Below are 21,791 nucleotides of genomic sequence, written 5' to 3' on the forward strand. Positions count from 1 at the left end.
TCACGTGATCAGGTAATGACTCAAATAATGGCTCAATCACTTTGTCTCGCCACTGTAATGAACGGTTTGAAGCAGATACTGAACCGTAGGTTTCAAACTGAGTAGACGCGGGTAATAGATATACCCCATCTTGACGTTGGTGCATGACACCCGCCATTGTTGGGAATGGATCGACAACAACCACGGTATCCATCTTGTTTAATGCTTCACGCACTTCACGGCCGCGAGTTTCTGTATTAACAGACTGTCCCCAGAAAAATGCCAGACGTATATTGTCTTTTTGGGCAATTTTGGTTTTATCTTCTAACACACCATCGTGCCAACGCGAACAAGGAATACCTGCTGATGTTTGTGGCGATTGACCTAAGTACTCACCTTGGTCAAAACGGTCTTTGATCCAAGTTGGCTCAAGATCCCATACACCTGCCCAGTGATCCCATGCGCCAGAGGTTAAGCCGTAATATCCCGGTAAGTTATCAAATAACAAACCAAAATCAGTCGCACCCTGTACATTATCGTGACCGCGGAAAATGTTAGTTCCGCCGCCTTCAACACCCATATTACCTAGGGCTAATTGAAGAATACAATATGCGCGAGTGTTAGCATTACCAATATGATGCTGAGTACCACCCATACACCAAACAATAGTACCAGGCTTGGTTTCAGCCATCATTTTAGCCACCCGGTACATTTGTGCTTTGGGCACACCAACAACATGCTCAACTTCTTCAGGCGGGTACTTTTTCACTTCTTCTTTGATACGTTCCATACCGTATACACGTTGAGAGATGAAGCTTTCATCTTGCCAACCGTTTTCGAAGATGTGCCATAGCAAACCATATATAAATGGAATGTCAGTACCTGGACGAATATGAACAAATTCATCAGATTTAGCCGCAGTTCGGGTAAAGCGTGGATCAACAACAATGATTTTTGCACCGCGCTCTTTACCAATTAATATGTGCTGCATCGCAACTGGATGCGCTTCACATGGGTTTGAGCCGATAAACATCATGCATTTTGAGTTACGGATATCGTTAAACGAGTTTGTTTGCGCACCGTAGCCCCAAGTGTTTGCAACACCAGCTACCGTGGTAGAGTGACAAATACGAGCAGAGTGATCGGACGTTGTTAGTGCCCCACATTGCCGCGAATTTGCGGTATAAATAAGCTTGCTCGTTCGAAAATTTCGCGCTACCCATGAAGTAAATAGAATCTGGACCTGATTCAGCACGTATATCGAGTGCTTTCTGGCCAACTTCTTCAATGGCTTGCTCCCAAGATAACCGCTTCCATTTTCCACCTTCCAGCTTCATTGGATATTTAAGTCGTTTCTCACCGTGTCCGTGCTCACGTAATGCAGCACCTTTAGCACAGTGACCACCTTGATTAAATGGATGATCAAATGCTGGTTCTTGACCAGTCCACACCCCATTTTGAACTTCGGCATAGACACCACAACCCACTGAACAGTGAGAACAAATGGTACGTACGACCTCAGTTGGCGCGTTATGTGGTACATCTTTGGCTTCAGCTTTACGCATCATGCCGGCACCTAACATCGACGCTGCTGCAATTCCACCAGTCGCCAAACTGGCCGACTTGAGAAACTGACGTCTGTTAAGACCTAGGCCTGGCTTTTCAGCTTTTGCGACCGTGTCAGATTTACGGGTTAATCGCATTTCACCCTCTCCTATTAGTTATTTACTTAACGAGGCATAGTAGTTACGAATATGCTCTGTTTCTCTGTAGTTGTTGCTTGATGGCTCGTCTGTTGCTTTGGGTGAGGCCGCTAATGCTGGCGCACTCACACTGGCAACCGCGCCTGCTACGCTACCTAACGCTAAGGCTTTTAGCATTTGACGGCGTCCCATGTCGGAAGCTTGCTTCTTCATAGTTTCTCCTTGTTTAAATCACCCTAATTACTTAGAGCATAAATGACTTACATCATGGCGAGTGCCATCAAGTCATTAGTTTACTTGCACGACTTCATCAGTAACCGGCTCAAGCTCTTTACTACCTGGGCAGTTCACCGGTATATCTAAACTCAGTTGGTCAAATTCGTTTACTTCAGCTTCAAAAAACGCTTTGGCTAATTGCGCTACAGGTATGTAGAACTTTGCGCTAGGCGTTCTTGCTAATGCTTCACAGAAGCGATTAATCCATGAACCAATATGACGTTGATAAAATGCCAATTGGCGATAGCCTGGCGCTTCTAAAATCAATACCCCCATCACTTCGCACAATGCGGCTACATGATCTTCCGGCTCTTTGACATTTTCTTCGCGCTCAAAACCCATTTGCATCAAATCGGTACGCAATAATGCCAATGGCTTATCCATTAATGAGCCAGTCATAAACCAACTGCCATAGGGGATAATTTCACCGCTACCTACGCCCAAGAAAATACTAAAATATTCATTTTCTAGTGTTTCTACATCACTACTTTTCGCTACCGTTTTTAAGGCGATCCATGCTTGATTCATCGCATTACCTTCTTCGGCATCTACGTCTAAATCAGCTAAAAACTGTAATAACTCTGCATTAGGATGACGACGCAACAATGCGGCTAATAGCTGATAAATATCGGCTCTTAATTGATCGTTTTCGCTGATTTCTCTTTCTATTTGGGTCATAGCAGATCTCTTATCGCAATTGCTTTTCTGGATCTTGAAGAATGTCTTCAAACATATCTTTTACGCGGCAGTCGCCACACATTTTTAAACGTTCAATATTGGCACTAAATGCACTGTGCGCACCGACCATTTCAACCATTTTGCGTACCATTGATTGAGTAGCAAAAGCGCTACCACAGGTAATACATTCAAAAGGGGCTTCTTCTTTTAATGTTGTCAGCCCTTGGCGGCAGTCTCTATCAAAGTTAACTTGTGGCGCTAAACTAATCACGCTTTCAGGACAGGCACTTTCACATAGTCCGCACTGGACACAATCTTGCTCGACAAAACGTAATGCCGGTGTGTTACCGCCATCTTTTAATGCCTGTGTTGGGCAGATAGACACACACGACATACATAAAGTGCACTTATCAACATTCACCTTTACTTGACCATAGGGCACATTAGCTAAGGTTAGTTGAGTTTGAATCGCACCCGCTTGGCTGTTGAGATGATCAATGGCTTGGTACAAAATATCCCGTTTGGCATTGTGACTATCAGCATTGACCGCTAGGACCATAGGCACAATAATCGGCCAAGTCATACTAGTGGCCAACGATTGCTCAAGCTCAGTAAGGTCAGTTGCAGAAATAAGGCGTAAGCGCTGTGGTTGGCCCATCTCATCTAATATACGGTTGGCTAAACTAAGTTCGCCCTGCATCATTTGAGTTAATGTCGGCGCTGTAGCATCGGTATGTAAAATCAATACTTCACGTGCCCCATGAGCCAAAGCGGCGAGCCAGTGGTCAATACTGGCTACGGAAATTTCTTCCATTGCGATGGGCAGTACATCTCCCGATAAGGTATCGGTGATCAGGTCGCTACCCGCAATATTGTCATGGAATAAAATCACCGGCGCGACTTGAACTTCAGCCCGATAACGGCTGATTAACTTTTCAAGGTAGGTATGTAGCGATTTAGGTGTGGGTAAGTCATAGCTTATGGCCCCTGTTGGGCATAAATTTGTACAACTGCCCGCACCATGACAAAGGTAGGGATCGATTTCGATTTTTTGTTCAATACTGCTTATAGCATCGGCAGGACAAAAGTTTAAACAGCGGTTACAACCATTAATCCCATTACGATTGTGCGCGCAAATATCGGCATTCACCTTAACGTAACGGGGCTTATCAAACTCACCAACTAAATCTGGAATTTGTTCAATGGCCTCAGCTAATTTTTGGGCGTCTGCACCGACATAGAAGTAACCTGTGGGAAGTAATTCAAGGTTAATACAGGGCGCTGAACATAAATCTACAATAATGTCAAAATGTGCCTGACGAATCGCCACAGCACTTAACTCTGCAACACCACCGGCATCGGCTTCTACACTGACTTGAAACTGCCCTAAAAAACCTTTAATACTTTTGAGTTTATTGTAAAAGCTCTCAACACCTTCGGCGGCATTAATAACCTTTTCAAGGTAGTTTTCATCTTGACTAGTAATCGATTCATTAGCCAAAATGACTCTACTGGCCATCATGGGAAGTGTGTCTGCAGCAAGACGAGCTAAATCTTCAGGGCCGATGAACAAAACATGGCCTTGGGTGGAGTAACTTACCGTAGGCGGGATCAAATTCTGCAGAATTTGGGTATTCGCCATCACTTGTTGCCGAGCTTGCTTAAGCTCGAACTGGGATTGTCTCATACTCATTGCGTTCCTAATTTTTATTATTAAGTGAGCTATTTTCTCACTAGCAATATCTGGCGATATTGATTGCTAATCGTTAATTATTAGCGACCCCCAATTAGCTAACTTTTACCGCATCACCAGTAAAAGAATGGAATTGCTGTTCATCAGACTGCACTTCCATTAAAACTAATGCTTGGTTAGCATCGACATTTTCCAAATCGGTACTGCTTGTATCTTGAGTTTCTGAACTAACCCTATCTGTTTTTTGGTCACTTGAATCATTCAGCTCATCAGACTGAGCTGTTTCAAGCAGTTCATCCTCGGGTGACTCTTCTTTTTCAATAACGTGTTTAAATATTTTCTTTGCAAGCTCAGCTGACACTTCAGCCGATAATTTGGGTTGATTGGTATAATCAAGTGCGTATTCCAGCAAACCGTCAATGTGACCATATTGTGGCTGCTTCCAAAGTGCTTTTAATGCGGCGGCTTTAGTTGCTGGATCAACATTTTTGGCCATAAAACTAGCAAAACTACCACCCACTTCAATCGAATCAGGATCGGGTAACTCTTGCACTGAAAGTGCATTAGCGTCTTCTACATTAAGATTTGAGTCTGCTTGATTTAAGTCTTCTTCTGCCTCCAACGTTGTTTCGACATTTTGAGCAATATCTGGCTGTTCAGCCTCTTTGGCAACTTGTTCGCGGCGCTGATTCCAACGGCTTAACAAATCACTCATTGCATTTTTCCTGGGCGATTTGCACTTGGGCCGTCGTTGTTGCGACGATTAACATGTTTGCGACGATGGGCACTAATTTCAACTTCACCATGGCGGGTAATAAAGGCTTCAATCCAACATGCGATGGCTTTAGGCATCAACACGTTAAATACAGGCGTATCGGACTCTAAACACGCTGCGCCGACATTTTGGTCAGCAGAAATAATTGCCGGTACCCAAGTTCCATCAGAAAGTTCATCACAAACGATGTAGATCATGGCATTGTCCATATCAAGATTTATTCGATAACTGCCACGCTGATCACGATGCAACTCAAGTAAGATTAATATCGCGCCTTCAGGGGCGGGCTGAGTAGCAGGCACCATTTGGTCCATTTGCCAGCATGTAGTTGTCCAGCGACCGACTTGCTTAGTCACTTTTTTTAACGAGACATACATTGGCCAAACGCTTTCGGTATGTTGCATACGGTGCTTCACCTTTGTGTTGCTTAACACTTAATTAATGCCAGTAGCGCGCGATAAATACCCTATAGTTACCCTGTGTACAGCAATAACAATGCCAATATGTTTTATAGGGATAAATTTGAAGTGGGTCTCAAAAGTCCACTAACAGGTAGACAAATTGTCCTAGCTGCATTTAAAAAGTAGGACATAAGTACACGCTTTGATAGCTCGATTGAGCAAAACATGCGCTGGATCACGCAACGCTAAACATCTGCATGCCGAAATGAGAAAAATTGATATTCTTAAACAATAGATTTTTATTACTGCTGCTAACGATATATTTATGGTTGCGGTATTTGATAGATGATTTAAGCCAATAACCTATAAGGTAAACCTTGCTTATGACCCAATCGACTGAGCACTTATCTGCCCGTAAATCAGCTATCAAATTTATTAAAACCCAAACTGAAGTCCCCCTCACCTTGCCCGTTGTGGCATATAACGAACGGGGTGAAGCATTAAATAAATTTGTTGCTTGTGAGCGACCGCTTACGGTCTACTTGAATTGGCAACCCATAGTGACGCTAATGACGCTAGGCGCTAAGCCAGAATCATTAACCTTGGGCTATTTAAAAAACCAGGGGTTTATTAGCAATATCAGTTTATTAGAATCTGTTATTGTCGATTGGGACGTCAGTTCTGCTGCGGTGATCACTACGGAAAACATCGATGACTTAGCAGCTAAATTATCTGAAAAAACGGTGACATCGGGCTGCGGGCAAGGCACGGTTTATGGCAGTTTTTTACAAGGTTTAGATGAAATTCATTTATCTGCACCATTACTAAAGCAGTCGATCATTTACAGCTTATTGAACAACATCAACGCCTATAACGAAACTTACAAAAATGCTGGTGCAGTACATGGCTGCGGTATTTGCCAAGATGATAAAATTCTTGCGTTTGTCGAAGATGTTGGCCGCCATAATGCCGTTGATACATTGGCTGGGGACATGTGGATGGATCAGCAAAACGGTGATGATAAAATTTTCTACACCACAGGCAGGTTAACCTCAGAGATGATCATCAAAGTGGCCAAAATGGGCATTCCCATTTTGTTATCTCGTAGCGGTGTCACACAGATGGGATTAGAGCTGGCACAGCAACTAGGAATAACCCTTATCGCCCGCGCCAAAGGCCGTCACTTTTTGGTTTACCATGGGGTAGAGAATATTGTTTTTGATATGAAGCAGCCATAGCGATCAACAGTAATACATTAGCCCAACGTTGAACCTGCACAGGCGTTAGAACATATAAACTTGCTGATCAATTATGCTTTCGAATAGAACTGTTATAAACGAAACTTAGCCCATTGCTCTCTTAATGATGGGCTTAAATAACTCCACACTAGAATACGGGTTTGTTTATTACCTTGACGCATATCAATGGTATTGATTGTCTCTGCGCCGCATTCTTCAAGCAGTTTATAACATGGTTTAAGGTTATCAGACTTAGACACGAGAGAACTGAACCATAACACTTGATGTTTAAACTGGCAGCTTTCGGTAATCATGTTGCGCAAAAACTGGATCTCGCCACCTTCACACCATAACTCGGCTTTTTGGCCACCAAAATTTAATGCTAACTTGCCCGCTTGAGCATTAACAACTGAATGCTTTTTAGCGCGATTTGCGGCTAAATTCGACAGCTTACGTTGGCTTCCCGCCATGGCATCATCTAAAGATTGATGGAATGGTGGATTACATAAAGTGATATCAATACGATCACTTGCGTTAATCACCCCTTTAAATATCGCCTTAGCATCGGTTTGTTGTACCAATTTAAGCTTTGAGGTTAACGCAGGGTTATGGCTGCAAATTGCTGCGACATTACTTAATGATTTTGCATCGATATCTGATGCGGTAAATTGCCAGCCATAACATTGAATACCAAGCAAAGGATAAATGCCATTTGCTCCGGTACCAATATCAAGAGCGTGTATTTTTGCCCCTTTTGGCACTTTGCCCTTTAGCGCCAATAAATCAGCAATATAATGCAAATAATCTACCCGCCCAGGAATAGGGGGACACAGGAAACCAGCAGGAATATCCCATTTATCTATATGATAATGTAGCTTAAGCAGTGCGGTATTTAAGGTTTTTACTGCTTCGGCATTGGCAAAATCGATTGAGATATTACCATAGGGATTGGGGCGGACAAACTGGGACAATTTGGGTAATACAGCAACCAACGAGGTAAAGTCATAGTCCTGATTATGCAGATTACGGGGGTGAAGAGACTTACTATCACCGGATTTGCTAGTCGAAGATTTAGCAGGGCACGTTTTGCCCTGCATAGATGATTTTACTGGCATTAATCGTACAGATATTTAGTAAACAATAAGTTAACCACCAGCGAGCGGCCGGTTTCTTGCTCTAATAGACGATTGACCATCTCATAGCATTCTCGGCGAATTTCATCACGGCCTGATAATGATTTAACTTTATCTTCGGCCTGATTACCTAATATCTCTACAATGGCGGCACGCAATAATGGATCGTGGCGCTCAATACTGACTAAATCAGCCGGATCTTTCACCATCAGCTCAACACTGATACGAACAAAACCTAGTTTCTTACGATTCGAAATATAATTGGTGACAATTTCAGGCTCAAAGCCATAGTAAGCATATTCGTCACTGATCTCATCAGCACCTTGGACGTTAAATGCAACTAACAACAGTAGCATGCATGCTGAAACGAATTTTTGCATAGTGTGATGCTCTCCTTGAGTGATTAATAAGCAGATAACCGCTTTTGTGTATTTCATCTTGTTGAGCATGGTAAACTGCTCGGGTCTAGATATATTGTAACGAGTTTTTGATGAATGTGACCAGTAATAGCTTTCCTTATGGTGAATCAATTTTATGGTATTCACCTGAAAAAGCGGCATCACTTCCCCACACGCCGCTTAAGAACTGGTTATTAGCCAATGGCAGTTTAACCGAAAAATTAAAAAAACATTGTAACAACTTCTCCGTTACGGTTTTAGGTGAACATTTATTGTCTCCTTTACCAAATGAGCTTCCAAGCCAGTCAGAACCCGTTTGGGTGCGTGAAGTATTACTCAGTCTAGACGATATTCCTTGGGTTTTCGCCCGCACCTTAATTCCACAAGCATTATTAGATAATACCTTGTACGACTTTATTCACCTGGGCAACAGACCATTAGGCGAACTGTTATTTACCCATAACGAGATCATACCGGGAAAAATTGAAGTGGCAGCGTTTGAAACCTGTGGCCGTTTAGCGCAACTTGCCACAAGCTTATCTCAACCTGTTGACGACACGCTTTGGGGCCGTCGTCGATACTTCCATATTGGCACATCTGAGCTTATTGTAAGTGAAATATTTTTACCTGCTGCATCGGAAAACATAAAAAAATACCGCCTAGATTAGGCGGTATTTTTTGTCATGCGATTAGGGTTACGACTCAGATTAAATTCTGCGGCGCACTCCACAGAGAGCCAACGCAAATAAACTTAGCCACCCTAAGCTACCACCGCCACCAGAATCGGCCGGAGGAGTAACCACTGGTGGTGTGATCACCACTGGTGACGAGACTGTTATTGCCTTAGTCACCGTTTGAGTATTACCAAGTGTATCTGTCACCACTAACGTAATCGTGTAGGTTCCTGCTTGAGCATAGGTATGGGTTGGGCTAGTTGCAGTGCTGTTATTACCATCACCAAACTGCCACACATAAGTCAAACCACCAAAACCATTACTAGAATTATTGGTTATGCTAAGCACCAAGTTTGTCGCTGAAGCACTGAAAGCTGCGGTAGGTAAAATCACGACTCTAACGGTTTTAGCAAACTCAAGCTTATTCCCTTCACCATCTGTAACCATTAACTTCACAACATAATCACCCGATAAGGCATAAGTATAACTAGGTGCAACGACACTGCTGGAACCAAGATTATCACCAAAAGTCCAAGTGTATTGGTAATTACCATCACCTCCATTTATGTCGGCATTAAAACTTACAGTAGCACCATTTAAGCTAGTAACAATATCACCGCTCAATGGGCTGGGAGGTAATACAATCGTGCTTGAACGCTTAAATTCTACCGTAGCTGAAGTGCTATTGGCTGATTGCGCCGTCACTTCCATTGTTAAGCCAAGTTCGGTTAACTGGATCCCCGCCTGAGGCTTAAGGGGGGCACTGTAATCGTTACTGTCATCAAACATGCTATTGGCAGATAAATGATTGTCACCTGGATAGCTTGACTGAACAAATTGGCTAAACGCGGCATCACGGATTTGTGTATCTGTCGCACTCTGCCCAATCAAGTTTTGATCGGCATCGATTACACCAATTAATCCTTCACCTGGATGATTTGAAACATTGTTATCAGCCTGATTAAAGTTTTCTAACCACACTAATACTCCCGGAATATAGCCATGGCTGACTAAACCTTTATCAATGCCTTGATGACTTCTTAGTTGAACGATGTAGCGGCTGGCCTTGCCTGGACGTGTATCATCTACGCGACTGAAGCCATTCAATATCATTTTAGAAGCTGTTTCAGCATCATCGTTATATATCACGCTGATATTGTTAGTAAGCTCGAGTTCATCAACAACAAAACCATAATCACCTTCTGCGGTATCGGTTACATAATGCATCGAAATAGTCACATTTTTTCCGACAAAATCGGCCAGATCATAGCTCAACTTTATCCATGAGTTTGCACCAGTAGCTGCGCCTATATCACTCGACTTACCACTAATATAATGCTTAACCGAGCCGTAAAGTGGGTTACTGGCTTTAGTGTAATTACCCGCAATAGCAACACCGTTCACTTTAAGCTGCATATAATCATAATCGTCTTCTATACTCCAATGCGCTTGGAAAGCTAACGATAAAGGTGTTGCACTAGGCAGGGTGAGATTAAACGACATTTGTTGATTAATATCATCACCTTGGCCAGAGTAATATTGGTACTCTCCCGCATAAGGCGCGGTAAACTCCACGGGGCTAATAGGTAAAGGTATTGAAATTTGGTTTACATTATTGGCATCTACCGCATGGGCTAAATTAACACTTAAGCCTGATTCATCGATACTTGATAAAGCCACTTCCTGCTCTTTAACCCATTTACCCTTATATTTTTGTTGTAAATATGAGCGAGCATAAGGGCTAAAACCTGTCGGTTCACTCCCTGCGATATTGCCGGTCCAGCTACCACCAGACATTAAAGACCAAGACCCCACAGGTGAACCATCGCCTATATTACTGGTATCATATTCATCTGGTAGCCCTAAATCATGGCCAAACTCGTGCGTACACACGCCGGCAGCGGCATCAATGGGTTGTACCGTATAACCGTAAATCTTCATGTTCCGGCCAGGGATTTTGTATCCCTCGGTATCGGTGTTAACAAAGAAACGATGCGACCAAATAGCGCCGGTACCTAGCACACCACCACCCGCTTCCTCACCCACGCTAGAGTGAAATAGCATGATGTGATCGATTATTCCATCAGCTTCCTCGGTATTACCGTCACCGTCCAAATCATATGGGTCTTCAATATCATAAGTCGCTAACTCTGCATCCGACATACCGGTAATCGCTTTAACGACCGCTTCTTTTACCAGTTCAGGCACGGCACTATCATTATCATCGTTATCAGCATCATTACCGCCATAGTATGCGGCATTGTTGTCTGCGGTAACCCAATTAATCACATTGCCACTGAAGGTAAATGACTGACCTGATGCCGCTTTAAAATATTGGTATGCTGATTGTAACGTTGCCGGATTAGCATCTGGGCCAGTAAAGCCTGAAGTTGAAAAAAGGAGGTTTTGATAATGTGATACTGGATAGCTGCTATAAAACATATCTGTATCAGCACTCGCTAGACGATTATCATTATGGCGAAGGTCTGGGAAGTCCACCAGCACGCCTAATACCTTAACGGTTTTAGTGATATCCTCATCCGCCAACATAACAGCTGACTGCATCCCCATTCTAGCCTGCTTAACTTTGCTTGCTTTTATTGAAGCTTCAGTCTTAAGCTCAAATTTAGACGGCGTAAATAAAGACTTTAATCCACGGGCAATAAATGCATCAACAGCTGAGTTTTTAGCCTCTTCAGTGGCATCGTCTGCGACTTCGCCGCGCTTGATTAACCAGTAAAGTACTTGTTCTTTATTAATCACGCCGCCATCTGCTGGAGAGCCTTTTATTGGCGCAGCAATAGAGCCTGAAGCACCTATCGTCAGCAATAAGCCTAACGCTGCGGCTAATGGTAATTTTGTAGTATTGTTCATCGATATCTTTCCTTAGTTATCGCTAGGCTTATGTGTCAGCGGCTTGGGGCATTTAGCAAACGGCTTTTGGCGTTTGCTGATGTAATCTGCAACAACTTGGTCAATTTCTTGTTGGTTCATGGACGTGGTTATCAAACCTTGTTTACGTAAATTATCGGCAATTTTTGATTTATCTCGAATAGGTGGCATAGCACCACATCCCACAGTTGTTGGTTGGCTTACTTCTGCTGAGGTAATATTCTCTGCTTGTTGATTTGCTTCATTAGCTTGGCAACCAAACATCAATGCGATGCTTAGCAATAACGCAATTTTAGTGAATTCCATTCGGTTTACCCCTAGAGTATTCACGTAAGATTAACAGTTGTTACCGCTAGCGTACAAACAAAAAGCCCCTCATTTTTACGAATTAATGTTCAAATAAGTTTGAGCGTGTAAAACATCACCGATTTTGCTGTAACCTTTGGTATACCGCATTGTTAACGATTTAAATATTGGCAGAAAGAACAAAAACGGCAGCCAATTTCGGCTGCCGTAGAAAATCTAAAACGAAAAAGATTAAATAAGAAAGTGACTAAAAACGATAGGTTATTGCGCCAGTGTGTTCATGTAGCTTGAAATACCATCTAAGAACATTTGCACTGAAATCATCACCAGCACCATCCCCATTAAACGCTCTACAGCCGTTAAGCCTTTTTCGCCCAACACACGGGTGAACACTTTATAAAACATCAGAATAAATGCGCTTAATCCCCAAGCTGAAACAAGGGCGATAGTCCAATCAGTCATTCTACTACTATCTGTATGAGCCAATAATATCAATGCTGCCAAAATAGACGGTCCGGCCATAAGCGGAATAGCCATAGGCACAATAAAGGGTTCTTCCCCTGCAGCTAAGCCGACAACACCGCCAGGCTGAGGAAAAATCATTTTTATCGCAATCAGAAATAAAATTATCCCACCCGCAATGCTGACCGACTCTGAACGCAGATTTAAGAAGTTAAGAATGGCTTCACCGGCATACAAAAACAGCAACATGATCACTAACGCAATAAGCAATTCACGAATTAATACCCGGCGACGTTTCTTGGGATCAATATGGCGTAAAATCGATGCAAAAATAGGCAGATTACCTAAAGGATCCATAATTAAAAACAACATCACCGCAGCAGAAAAAATATCCATAAGTCACAATCTATTTAGTTAGCCAATACAATAGCTCATATTGTATACCTAATCCGTCACTTATGGATGCGAGAAAATGCGCTATTATTTTTTAGCCAATGAATTAGTTTTTCTCACCTGAAGTAGCACAAATTTATTGATTCACTAACCCTACAGCCTAACTCCTTTATCTCAGGCCATTGTAATTTACACATCTATGCCTGCACGCTAGCTACATAAGAGTACAAAAATGCTATACTGCTGCGTTTTTTGTCAATTTATGCTTGGAACCCATGCTCTATTTAGCCGCTAGTTGTATCGCTTTATTATTTGGCCCTTTATTTTACCGCTACTTTTCTTCTGGCAGCGGATTACAAAAAGGTCTAGATGGTTTTATATTCGTCTCTTTAGGCGGGCTGGTGCTCATCCATATTTTGCCAGAGCTGTTGGAGCACGGTGGATTTATTACCTTGCTTTTCGTGGTATTAGGCTTGTGGGGGCCCACCGCAAGTGAACGTATTTTCCATCGCTATTCAGAGATCACCCACAACATAACGCTAACTCTGGGTATTGCGGGTTTGCTGCTGCATACCATCACCGACGGTGGCGCTATGGTGTTGTCGCAACAGCAAGGTAATTCTCCGCTGCTTGCTTTAGGGGTGATATTACATCGACTACCGGTAGGATTAGCGATTTGGTGGTTACTCAAACCACAGGTTGGCACTCGCTGGGCAAGTGTCGTTTTGATTGCCATGATGGCATTAACCGCGGTAGGTTATTTTGCTGGCGAACAACTACTTCATCAACTAAGTATTGAAAATACCGTTTATTTACAAGCTTTTGTGACAGGTTCAATTTTGCATGTGGTGCTGCATCAGCCCCATGGTGAACACTCCACAGATAAACAAGGCAAATACCAATACCAGGCGGGCATCGGCAGTTTGCTTGGTTTAGGCTTATTAGCGCTTTTGCTGTTACTGGATACAGGCAGCCAGGCACATTCAGACCATAACCACGCTCACGGTGTAGAGCAGTTTGTTAGCTGGCTATTAACGATTTCACCTGTATTACTATTAAGTTATTTATTTGCAGCGCTAAGATTCAAATTAGGACTACAACCTCAACATAAAAATCTCGCGTTACGATGGTTACAACGACTAGCTGGTCCTGAGTCCTTAATTATTACTCTGGCGTTATTAGGCCCCTGGTTTGCGCTATATCAAATTATCGGTTTAGCCGTTATTGGTGGTTTACTGACGTTAAGTAAAATCCCATTAACCGATCCACATTTACAATTACCCAACTCTGCATTGCGATTTGGCTTCGCTCATTTAGTCGACCGCAGTGCACCCTGGATCATATTAAGCTTAATATTAGCCAATTTAATTGGTCACCCATCGGTCCCCCTAGAAAACCCTGCATTGCAGGTGTTTATTCTGCTACTCGTCTTTATTCCGATGCGTTTTTGTAATCTAGGAGCGGCTATTTTAGCATTAGCGTTATTTTATAGCGGATGGAATCAGGTCGCGGTAGCATTTAGCTTACTTGCGGCACCGGTTATCAATATCGCACAGCTGAAATTAATGACCTGGAAACAAGGGTTAATGCTGGGCGGAGTGTTACTGAGCGCCTTTATTGTGGCAGACCAAGTCGCGTTAACCTCTAGTTATGTGCTTCAACTGCCAGAATCAATCAATATATTAAGCTTAGTGGTAATCAGTTTACTATTTGGCGCAAGCTTACTGCGTTTAGGTCCAAGAAAATTTTTAAGCCGCATGATCGCAAATCTTAAACCCGATCATCAGCATAGCCATAAACACAGCGGTGGACATTCTCATCACCATCACTAATGATTAGAGTCGGCTAACGGCTAGCAACAGCAAAAATGACAGGAGAAATTTATGTGTATTTTATTTTTCGCTATCGAAAGCCATCCTCGATATCCTTTAATCATTTGTGCTAATAGAGATGAGTTTCATCATCGCGCCACTCAACCTGCACAGTTTTGGCCTCCAGATCAAAACATACTGGCGGGTAAAGATTTACAAGCCGGTGGAACCTGGCTTGGTGTAAATCAAGCTGGCCAATTTGCTGGCCTGACGAATTTACGCACTCAAGACCTTCGGGATGGAGTGCGCTCAAGGGGTGAATTGGTTATCAACGCACTAACATCTCCTCACTCACAGTCTCCCCACTGGCCTATAACCTCACAATGGTTGCAAACACATAGCCAAAATTACAATCCATTCAACCTAGTTTTTGAACATGAAAATACCCTTCATTGCTTCAATAGTCGTAGCGCTGCTACCACACAGTTAACTCAAGGCTTTCATGCTGTTTGTAATGGTGATATGGATGATGTGTGGCCCAAAATGGCGTTAGGTCAACAAGCTTTGCAGTCGTATATTGCGCAAGCCGATAACATTAGCATTAATGAATTACAGCGCTTAATGAAAGATACCACACAACCTGCTGACAACTTGCTGCCAAACACAGGCCTAGACTTAGAGTGGGAGCGCCATTTATCTTCTATCTTTATTCAACACCCACAATATGGTACCCGTTCAACCACTATTATCCTCAAAGATAAACACGGCCATATCGATTTTTATGAAACACGATTTGACGGCAAAGGGCGAAATTTAGGTCAACAACACTTTAAAATAGCATCAAGCAATACTCGTTAAATGAAATGAATTACCAGTATTTACCGCTGTAAAAAATACGTTATTGCAGCGCCTATCACACTCAAACATCAAATTTACAACCTAGATCAAAGTTATTGCCCCGGTAAACCTGCATAATTCGTCTATTGCTAATTTACTATCGGAGTACACGTCTTGGAGCAGCCCACACAAACTGGTTGGGATCAGTCAATGATCGAGAAATATAACTACAGCGGTCCACGTTATACGTCTTACCCGACAGCATTAGAATTTGATGACAGCTTTACTGAACAAAATTTACTGTCGGCGATTGAGGGCAGTAAAAGCGATAAGCTATCTTTATATGTTCATATTCCATTCTGTGCCAAGCTTTGTTATTACTGCGGTTGTAATAAAGTCATTACTCGTCATTCGCACAAAGCCGATCAATATATTGAATATTTAGCAGCTGAAATTATTAAACGCGCTCCGTTATTTAAACATTACACTGTCACCCAAATGCATTGGGGCGGTGGTACACCAACCTTCTTGAAACCAGAACAAATATTGCATTTAACCGCATTAATTAAACAACACTTTACCTTTGCTGAGGTTGGTGAATATTCAATTGAAGTTGATCCGCGTGAAATTGAACTCAGCATGCTGGATACCTTAAAAGAAGCTGGTTTTAACCGGGTTTCAATTGGTGTACAGGATTTCAATAAAGACGTTCAAGTTGCGGTGAATCGTGAACAGGACGAGCAATTTATTTTCGACTTTATTGCCAGAGCAAAAGAGTTAGGTTTTGTTTCTACAAACGTGGATTTAATTTACGGTTTACCATTACAAACGCCTGAAACATTTGCACAAACCATTGCACGCATAATTGAGCTATCACCAGACCGTTTATCGGTATTTAATTATGCGCATTTACCGTCGCGTTTTGCTGCGCAGCGCAAAATTAAAGATGTTGATATGCCGTCTCCACAGCAAAAATTGAACATGCTGCAACAAACCATTGAATCATTAACTGGCGCAGGTTATCAATTTATCGGAATGGATCATTTTGCAAAGCCAGATGATGAACTAGCTAAACTGCAAAATGCCGGTAAATTACACCGCAACTTCCAGGGTTATACCACCCAGGAAGAGTGTGACTTACTTGGCTTAGGTGTATCTTCAATCAGCCAAATTGGTGATTGTTATGCCCAAAACCAAAAAGATATCCGCCCTTACTACGAAGCGATTGATCAACAAGGTCATGCTTTATGGAAAGGCTGTAGCTTAAATCGTGATGATGAAATTCGTCGTGCGGTGATCAAGCAAATCATCTGTCACTTTGACCTAGATATGGCAAAAATTGAGCAAAAATTTGATATCGTGTTTGAAGATTATTTCGCTGAAGATTTAAAGTTGCTACAGACATTTTTAGACGACAAGCTAGTCGATATTACAGATCGCCGTTTAACCGTCAGCCCTACGGGTCATTTGTTAATCCGTAACATATGTATGTGCTTCGACGTTTATTATCGCCAAAAAGCACGTCAACAACAGTTCTCTCGGGTGATTTAATTCTTTACGCTTAAAAATGTGCAATAGTCACAACAAAAAAGCCAGCATCTGCTTAACACCGATCAGTTAAGAAACTGATCGGTTGACAGCAAAAATGATCCTACGAAAATGGCTCCTTCTTTTGAACGGAGTCATTTTTTATGTTGTCTAACTGGCTTATTGATACTGAATTACTTGTCGCCCCCGAAGAACTATCTATCTTTCAAAAAGAATTGCCGTTGGAATGGATTGAACAAGCTTTGGAGCTAACCAACAAAGCAAGTATTAGGCGCAGAAAACTTCCAGCAGAATTAGTCGTTTGGCTCATCGTTGGAATTGGCCTCTACCGAAATCGTTCCATCGCTGAAGTCGTCTCCAAGCTCGACTTAACGTTAGTTGATAAGTTGGGAGAAACCGTTGCGCCAAGTGCTATCCCGCAAGCCAGACAGCGACTGACAGCCGCTCCCCTTAAAGCCCTTTTTGATATCACTTCTAAACACTGGTGTCATAGGGAAGACAGCCAAGATACATGGCATGGTCTTCAGTTATTTTCTGTTGATGGAACGACATTTCGATGTGCAGAAAATACCGAGAATTCAGAGCATTTTGGCTATATCAGTAATCAGCATAGGAAGCAGTCCGTATACCCAGTAGCCCGCTTATGCGCACTCATGTCATTACGAAGTCGTATGATAAGAAATGTAAAATTTGGTCCGTGTAGTAAAGGGGAAATTAGTTATGCTCGAGAGCTAATTGGATCAGTTCCAGCTAATTCTCTCACTATTTTTGATAGTTGTTACTTTAGTGCAGATCTTATGACAAGTTGGTGGGGAGCCAACCAGAATAGTCATTGGCTTACACCACTCAAAAGTAATACACGCTTTGAAGTCATCGAGCAATACGCTGACAACGATTATCTAGTTGAGATGCCAGTATCACCACAAGCGAGAAAACAGAACCCAGAGCTACCTGAAAAGTGGCATGCAAGACTAGTGACCTATCAAGAAAAATCCCAGGGCAATCATATTACAGGTGTGCTGAGTTCATTAACCAATAGAAGCCAATACTCCTCTCAAGATATATTAGATGTCTATTTCGAACGCTGGGAGATAGAAAATGGCTATGGAGAAATCAAGCAATATCAACTTGATGAGAGTATTTTATTAAGAAGTCAGACAGTTGAAGGTATTTATCAGGAGATTTGGGGATTACTGATAGCGTACAACTTGATCCGAGTTGAAATAAGCCAAATCGCTAAAGAGGCAGAAGTGTCACCATTACGGATTAGCTTTGTAATGGCGATGCGCTATATACAGGATGAGTTGATGTGGTGCGCAATTGCTTCGCCAGGAACAATCCCTAAAAAGCTCAAAGCAATGAGGGAAAACGTTAAGCAATTTATCTTGCCCAAAAAACGAAAACGGCCCAAAAGTAGGACCGTTCGAATTAACAAAACCCGCTATCCAGTTAAGAGAAGAAACTCTTAACTGAATGGTGTTAAGCATCTGCTGGCTTTTTTAATCAGCATCAAAAGCATTAGGCTTTTGATGCATATAATGCTTTGCGTTCACTATCTGACATAAACGCCATTTCAACGCCATTGCGTTGAACTTGCGATAATTGCTCATCCGTCAAACCCATTTCAGATTTAGCAACACGATATTCATGATTTATATCGATGTTACTTACCCCAGGATCATCCGTATTCAAACCAATTAACACATCAGAATTGAAGAACTGCATAAAGGGGTGAGAATCATAATCAGCAATAGTCGAAGTATGCAGGTTACTGGTTGGGCATGACTCAATACCAATACGATGCTTAGCCAGATACTCCATCAATTTAGGATCACGAATAGCATTAACACCATGGCCAATACGAGTCGCACCTAACACTTCAATAGCTTGCCACATGCTTTCAGGACCTGCCGCTTCACCAGCATGGGCAGTGATCTGTAAACCAGCATCACGAACACGCTTGAAGTGTTCTGTGAATAAATCCCCCGGAAATCCTAGCTCATCGCCGGCTAAATCAATCGCGACGATTTTATCTTTATGGGCCAATAAACCTTCTAGCTCCAAACGGCATTTTTCTTGGCCGAATGAGCGCGACATAATGCCAATCAAGTTGATTTTAACGTCGTGCTCTTTAGTGCCGGCAGCAACGCCATCAATCACAGCTTCAACTACGGCCTCGATAGGTAGATTATGGTTCATCGCCATGTAATACGGGCTAAAACGTAGTTCGGCATAATCTAAGCCGGATACTTTAGCATCTACTACGTTTTCGTAGGCGACACGCTTTACCGCATCTAAATCAGCTAGCACAGCAACCATCCAGTCGAGCTTCTTTAAAAAAGCGACTAGGCTGTTCTCTTTACCTTGAATTTGCACAAATGGCGCTAAGGTTTCTAATGAATCAGCAGGCAGAACTATGCCATGTTTGTGGCCGAGCTCCCATATGGTTTGAACACGAACATTTCCATCCAAATGGCGATGCAAATCAACCAGCGGAATCGATTTATCTATCATTCGTAACCCCTATTAATTTTCTAGGCTAAATGTGTTTTCTATTTTTAGAACACCCAGTGACCGAAGTTTAACATGCATGAATAAAAAGTGACGCAAGAAATCACCAAAGATGCACAATCGGTAACAAATAATTGTGTTGAATCAACTAGCATGATTGAAGTTGAATTGTTATGTTGTGATGCAATAATGATATTTGTAATTTATTGTCTATTAAAGGGATTCATATGCGTAAGCTCATTCTACCTGTATTGATATTACTTTCTATCACTGGATGTAAAACAACCACAGGTTCAAAAGCCTATTATTATCTAGGCGACACCACTCAAAAACAAACAACAGACAATAAACAAAATATCAAAGCACCCACTCACAACGCTACTTTAGACTCAATAATTACTAATGCATGGCAATTAAATTTAGCATACTCACCAGAACTTGCTGCTAGCTTAGGTAACAAACGTACTGCCGGACAACTGCCTGATTTATCACCCGAGTCACTATCAGAACAAAATAAACAAACACAGCAAATTCTGAATACGTTAAAGTCGCTTGATAAAAGCAAGTTATCAAAAGATGAAATCATCAACGCTAAAATTTTGCAAGACCAACTACAAAACCAAGTTGATATGTATGCATTCAAAGATCATTATCTGCCTATCACGGCAGAAAGCGGCTTCCATGCTTACATTGCCAGTATGGCAACATCACCTTTCAACACTGCAGATGATTATCAGCATTACTTAGATAAACTGGCCGCACTGCCAACCTATTTCGCACAACAAACATTTTGGTTAAAACAAGGTTTAGCGGCAGGTATTACCCCAGCAAAAGTGACGCTTACCGGCTTTGAAGATAGCATTAGCGCCTTTATCGTTCCCGTTGAGCAAAGTGGTTACTTCAAACCGTTTACTACCTTCCCGAGCCATTTTACTGAAACACAGAAGAACCAGCTCACTCAACAAGGTAAAATAGCAATTTCAGAAAAAGTGTTGCCAGTTTATCAAGATTTCTACGACTTCATGACCCAAGAGTACATTCCCAATGCAAGGCAACAAATCGCTGCCTCGGCCTTACCTGATGGACCTGCATTTTATCAAAACCGAGTGGAATACTTCACTACGCTGCCAATGACGGCAGAGGAAGTGCATCAACTTGGGTTAGCAGAAGTCGCCAGAATAAAAACAGAAATGGAACAAGTGATTACGAACGTTGGCTATAAAGGCACATTTGCAGAGTTTTTACATTTTCTACGTACTGACCCACAGTTTTATCCTAAAACCGCAGAAGAATTATTAAAAGAAGCGGCATATATAGCTAAAAAAGCCGATGCAATGTTACCTAAATATTTTGGTAAACTCCCTAGAACACCCTATGGGATTGCGCCTGTACCAGCTGAAATTGCACCTAAGTACACAACAGGAAGATACGCGGGTTCAGATAGGGATGACCAACCGGGATATTACTGGGTAAACACATATGCGTTAGATAAACGTCCTCTATATGAAATGGAAGCGTTAACCTTACATGAAGCAGTTCCGGGACATCACCTACAAATTTCATTAAATAAAGAGCTGACCGATTTGCCTAACTTTAGGCGCTATAGCTATATTTCTGCTTTTGGTGAAGGCTGGGGTTTGTATTCAGAATACTTAGGCCTTGAAGCTGGTTTTTATCAAGACCCTTACAGTAACTTTGGCCGATTAACCTATGAAATGTGGCGTGCAGCAAGACTGGTGGTTGATACTGGTATGCATGCTAAAGGGTGGAGCCGCCAACAAGCTGTGGATTTTATGGCCAGTAATACTGCTTTATCTATGCATAACGTTAACACCGAAATTGATCGCTACATCTCTTGGCCAGGGCAAGCGCTCTCGTATAAAATTGGTGAGCTGACCATTAAACGTTTACGCGCAAAAGCTGAAAACACTTTAGGTGAAAAATTCAATATCAGAGAGTTTCATGATGCCATCTTAGAAAATGGTTCAGTGCCGATGCCTATTCTAGAGCAAATGATAGATGCCTATATTGCTCAAAAATTAAGCTAATCTTTACTGTTTGCCCCGCTGTTATAGCGGGGTAA

Annotated in this window: 18 protein-coding genes and 1 pseudogene; 7 read left to right on the plus strand and 12 right to left on the minus strand. The window is 42.2% G+C overall.

From position 1 onward, the window contains the following. Positions 1-37: 37 nt before the first annotated feature. The 6 genes and pseudogenes from ACRWQN_RS01215 to ACRWQN_RS01240 all read right to left on the minus strand — a co-directional run. A pseudogene (locus tag ACRWQN_RS01215) lies at positions 38-1,682 on the minus strand (molybdopterin-dependent oxidoreductase); the annotation flags it as partial. Between the two features lie 18 nt (positions 1,683-1,700). Then, a complete protein-coding gene (locus tag ACRWQN_RS01220; protein WP_434927620.1) occupies positions 1,701-1,895 on the minus strand; it encodes a formate dehydrogenase in 195 nt (64 codons plus the stop codon). Between the two features lie 75 nt (positions 1,896-1,970). Next, positions 1,971-2,636, minus strand: a complete 666-nt coding sequence (locus ACRWQN_RS01225; protein WP_434927621.1) for a TorD/DmsD family molecular chaperone — start codon at positions 2,634-2,636, stop codon at positions 1,971-1,973. A 10-nt stretch (positions 2,637-2,646) separates the two neighbouring features. After that, on the minus strand, positions 2,647-4,329 hold the full coding sequence (locus ACRWQN_RS01230) for a 4Fe-4S binding protein (protein WP_434939518.1): 1,683 nt from the start codon (positions 4,327-4,329) through the stop codon (positions 2,647-2,649). Between the two features lie 94 nt (positions 4,330-4,423). Continuing rightward, positions 4,424-5,044, minus strand: a complete 621-nt coding sequence (locus tag ACRWQN_RS01235) for a DUF3306 domain-containing protein (protein WP_434927623.1) — start codon at positions 5,042-5,044, stop codon at positions 4,424-4,426. Beyond that, positions 5,041-5,508 (minus strand): DUF3305 domain-containing protein, encoded by a 468-nt coding sequence (locus ACRWQN_RS01240; protein ID WP_434939519.1) that lies wholly within the window; start codon positions 5,506-5,508, stop codon positions 5,041-5,043. The genes ACRWQN_RS01235 and ACRWQN_RS01240 overlap by 4 nt, the downstream gene beginning before the upstream one ends. A 380-nt stretch (positions 5,509-5,888) precedes the next feature. Between ACRWQN_RS01240 and ACRWQN_RS01245 the strand changes: the two genes are divergently transcribed. Beyond that, a complete protein-coding gene (locus ACRWQN_RS01245; protein ID WP_434939520.1) occupies positions 5,889-6,743 on the plus strand; it encodes a formate dehydrogenase accessory sulfurtransferase FdhD in 855 nt (284 codons plus the stop codon). A 92-nt stretch (positions 6,744-6,835) separates the two neighbouring features. On the opposite strand, the gene rlmF is transcribed toward ACRWQN_RS01245, so the two are convergent. Beyond that, positions 6,836-7,858 carry a 23S rRNA (adenine(1618)-N(6))-methyltransferase RlmF gene (gene rlmF / locus ACRWQN_RS01250; protein WP_434939521.1) on the minus strand — a complete coding sequence of 341 codons (1,023 nt, stop codon included), beginning with the start codon at positions 7,856-7,858 and terminating at the stop codon, positions 6,836-6,838. Continuing rightward, entirely contained in the window at positions 7,858-8,256 is a 399-nt protein-coding gene (locus ACRWQN_RS01255; protein WP_434939522.1) for a flagellar basal body-associated protein FliL, read from the minus strand. Before ACRWQN_RS01255 ends, rlmF begins: the two co-directional genes overlap by 1 nt. A 110-nt stretch (positions 8,257-8,366) precedes the next feature. Between ACRWQN_RS01255 and ACRWQN_RS01260 the strand changes: the two genes are divergently transcribed. Beyond that, positions 8,367-8,942 carry a chorismate--pyruvate lyase family protein gene (locus ACRWQN_RS01260; protein WP_434939523.1) on the plus strand — a complete coding sequence of 192 codons (576 nt, stop codon included), beginning with the start codon at positions 8,367-8,369 and terminating at the stop codon, positions 8,940-8,942. Positions 8,943-8,981: 39 nt separating this feature from the next. Here ACRWQN_RS01260 and ACRWQN_RS01265 read toward each other — a convergent pair whose 3' ends face one another. From ACRWQN_RS01265 to ACRWQN_RS01275, 3 genes are all read right to left on the minus strand, one after another. Continuing rightward, entirely contained in the window at positions 8,982-11,822 is a 2,841-nt protein-coding gene (locus ACRWQN_RS01265; protein ID WP_434939524.1) for an immune inhibitor A domain-containing protein, read from the minus strand. A gap of 12 nt (positions 11,823-11,834) precedes the next feature. Further along, positions 11,835-12,146 carry a hypothetical protein gene (locus tag ACRWQN_RS01270; RefSeq protein ID WP_434927630.1) on the minus strand — a complete coding sequence of 104 codons (312 nt, stop codon included), beginning with the start codon at positions 12,144-12,146 and terminating at the stop codon, positions 11,835-11,837. 261 nt (positions 12,147-12,407) lie between these two features. Beyond that, on the minus strand, positions 12,408-13,004 hold the full coding sequence (locus ACRWQN_RS01275) for a YhgN family NAAT transporter (RefSeq protein ID WP_226412348.1): 597 nt from the start codon (positions 13,002-13,004) through the stop codon (positions 12,408-12,410). A gap of 272 nt (positions 13,005-13,276) precedes the next feature. Here ACRWQN_RS01275 and ACRWQN_RS01280 point away from each other — a divergent pair, with 272 nt between their 5' ends. The 4 genes from ACRWQN_RS01280 to ACRWQN_RS01295 all read left to right on the plus strand — a co-directional run bounded on the left by ACRWQN_RS01280 (position 13,277) and on the right by ACRWQN_RS01295 (position 18,666). Beyond that, positions 13,277-14,833: a metal transporter gene (locus ACRWQN_RS01280; RefSeq protein ID WP_434939525.1), complete on the plus strand. Its 1,557-nt coding sequence runs from the start codon at positions 13,277-13,279 to the stop codon at positions 14,831-14,833. A 51-nt stretch (positions 14,834-14,884) separates the two neighbouring features. After that, positions 14,885-15,670 carry an NRDE family protein gene (locus ACRWQN_RS01285; RefSeq protein ID WP_434939526.1) on the plus strand — a complete coding sequence of 262 codons (786 nt, stop codon included), beginning with the start codon at positions 14,885-14,887 and terminating at the stop codon, positions 15,668-15,670. A 189-nt stretch (positions 15,671-15,859) separates the two neighbouring features. Beyond that, on the plus strand, positions 15,860-17,200 hold the full coding sequence (gene hemN / locus ACRWQN_RS01290) for an oxygen-independent coproporphyrinogen III oxidase (RefSeq protein ID WP_434927633.1): 1,341 nt from the start codon (positions 15,860-15,862) through the stop codon (positions 17,198-17,200). Between the two features lie 140 nt (positions 17,201-17,340). Beyond that, positions 17,341-18,666, plus strand: a complete 1,326-nt coding sequence (locus ACRWQN_RS01295) for an IS4 family transposase (RefSeq protein ID WP_434939527.1) — start codon at positions 17,341-17,343, stop codon at positions 18,664-18,666. Between the two features lie 49 nt (positions 18,667-18,715). Here the strand turns inward: ACRWQN_RS01295 and add are convergent, their stop codons facing one another. Next, the gene (add, locus tag ACRWQN_RS01300; RefSeq protein WP_434927635.1) at positions 18,716-19,711 is read right to left on the minus strand and encodes an adenosine deaminase; all 996 of its coding nucleotides are present in this window, start codon (positions 19,709-19,711) and stop codon (positions 18,716-18,718) included. A 224-nt stretch (positions 19,712-19,935) separates the two neighbouring features. Between add and ACRWQN_RS01305 the strand changes: the two genes are divergently transcribed. Continuing rightward, complete coding sequence (locus tag ACRWQN_RS01305; RefSeq protein ID WP_434939528.1) at positions 19,936-21,756, plus strand: DUF885 domain-containing protein; 1,821 nt, start codon at positions 19,936-19,938, stop codon at positions 21,754-21,756. Positions 21,757-21,791 lie beyond the last annotated feature (35 nt).

The organism is Shewanella sp. HL-SH8 (genome assembly GCF_051165765.1).
GTDB classification, from domain to species: Bacteria; Pseudomonadota; Gammaproteobacteria; order Enterobacterales; family Shewanellaceae; genus Shewanella; species Shewanella glacialimarina.

Excerpts from the sequence above, each read along its gene's own strand:
- ACRWQN_RS01220 (WP_434927620.1), bottom strand. The coding sequence starts at position 1,895 with ATGAAGAAGCAAGCTTCCGACATGGGACGCCGTCAAATGCTAAAAGCC.
- ACRWQN_RS01225 (WP_434927621.1), bottom strand. The coding sequence starts at position 2,636 with ATGACCCAAATAGAAAGAGAAATCAGCGAAAACGATCAATTAAGAGCC.
- ACRWQN_RS01230 (WP_434939518.1), bottom strand. The coding sequence starts at position 4,329 with ATGAGTATGAGACAATCCCAGTTCGAGCTTAAGCAAGCTCGGCAACAA.
- ACRWQN_RS01235 (WP_434927623.1), bottom strand. The coding sequence starts at position 5,044 with ATGAGTGATTTGTTAAGCCGTTGGAATCAGCGCCGCGAACAAGTTGCC.
- ACRWQN_RS01240 (WP_434939519.1), bottom strand. The coding sequence starts at position 5,508 with ATGCAACATACCGAAAGCGTTTGGCCAATGTATGTCTCGTTAAAAAAA.
- ACRWQN_RS01245 (WP_434939520.1), top strand. The coding sequence starts at position 5,889 with ATGACCCAATCGACTGAGCACTTATCTGCCCGTAAATCAGCTATCAAA.
- rlmF (WP_434939521.1), bottom strand. The coding sequence starts at position 7,858 with ATGCCAGTAAAATCATCTATGCAGGGCAAAACGTGCCCTGCTAAATCT.
- ACRWQN_RS01255 (WP_434939522.1), bottom strand. The coding sequence starts at position 8,256 with ATGCAAAAATTCGTTTCAGCATGCATGCTACTGTTGTTAGTTGCATTT.
- ACRWQN_RS01260 (WP_434939523.1), top strand. The coding sequence starts at position 8,367 with ATGAATGTGACCAGTAATAGCTTTCCTTATGGTGAATCAATTTTATGG.
- ACRWQN_RS01265 (WP_434939524.1), bottom strand. The coding sequence starts at position 11,822 with ATGAACAATACTACAAAATTACCATTAGCCGCAGCGTTAGGCTTATTG.
- ACRWQN_RS01270 (WP_434927630.1), bottom strand. The coding sequence starts at position 12,146 with ATGGAATTCACTAAAATTGCGTTATTGCTAAGCATCGCATTGATGTTT.
- ACRWQN_RS01275 (WP_226412348.1), bottom strand. The coding sequence starts at position 13,004 with ATGGATATTTTTTCTGCTGCGGTGATGTTGTTTTTAATTATGGATCCT.
- ACRWQN_RS01280 (WP_434939525.1), top strand. The coding sequence starts at position 13,277 with ATGCTCTATTTAGCCGCTAGTTGTATCGCTTTATTATTTGGCCCTTTA.
- ACRWQN_RS01285 (WP_434939526.1), top strand. The coding sequence starts at position 14,885 with ATGTGTATTTTATTTTTCGCTATCGAAAGCCATCCTCGATATCCTTTA.
- hemN (WP_434927633.1), top strand. The coding sequence starts at position 15,860 with ATGATCGAGAAATATAACTACAGCGGTCCACGTTATACGTCTTACCCG.
- ACRWQN_RS01295 (WP_434939527.1), top strand. The coding sequence starts at position 17,341 with ATGTTGTCTAACTGGCTTATTGATACTGAATTACTTGTCGCCCCCGAA.
- add (WP_434927635.1), bottom strand. The coding sequence starts at position 19,711 with ATGATAGATAAATCGATTCCGCTGGTTGATTTGCATCGCCATTTGGAT.
- ACRWQN_RS01305 (WP_434939528.1), top strand. The coding sequence starts at position 19,936 with ATGCGTAAGCTCATTCTACCTGTATTGATATTACTTTCTATCACTGGA.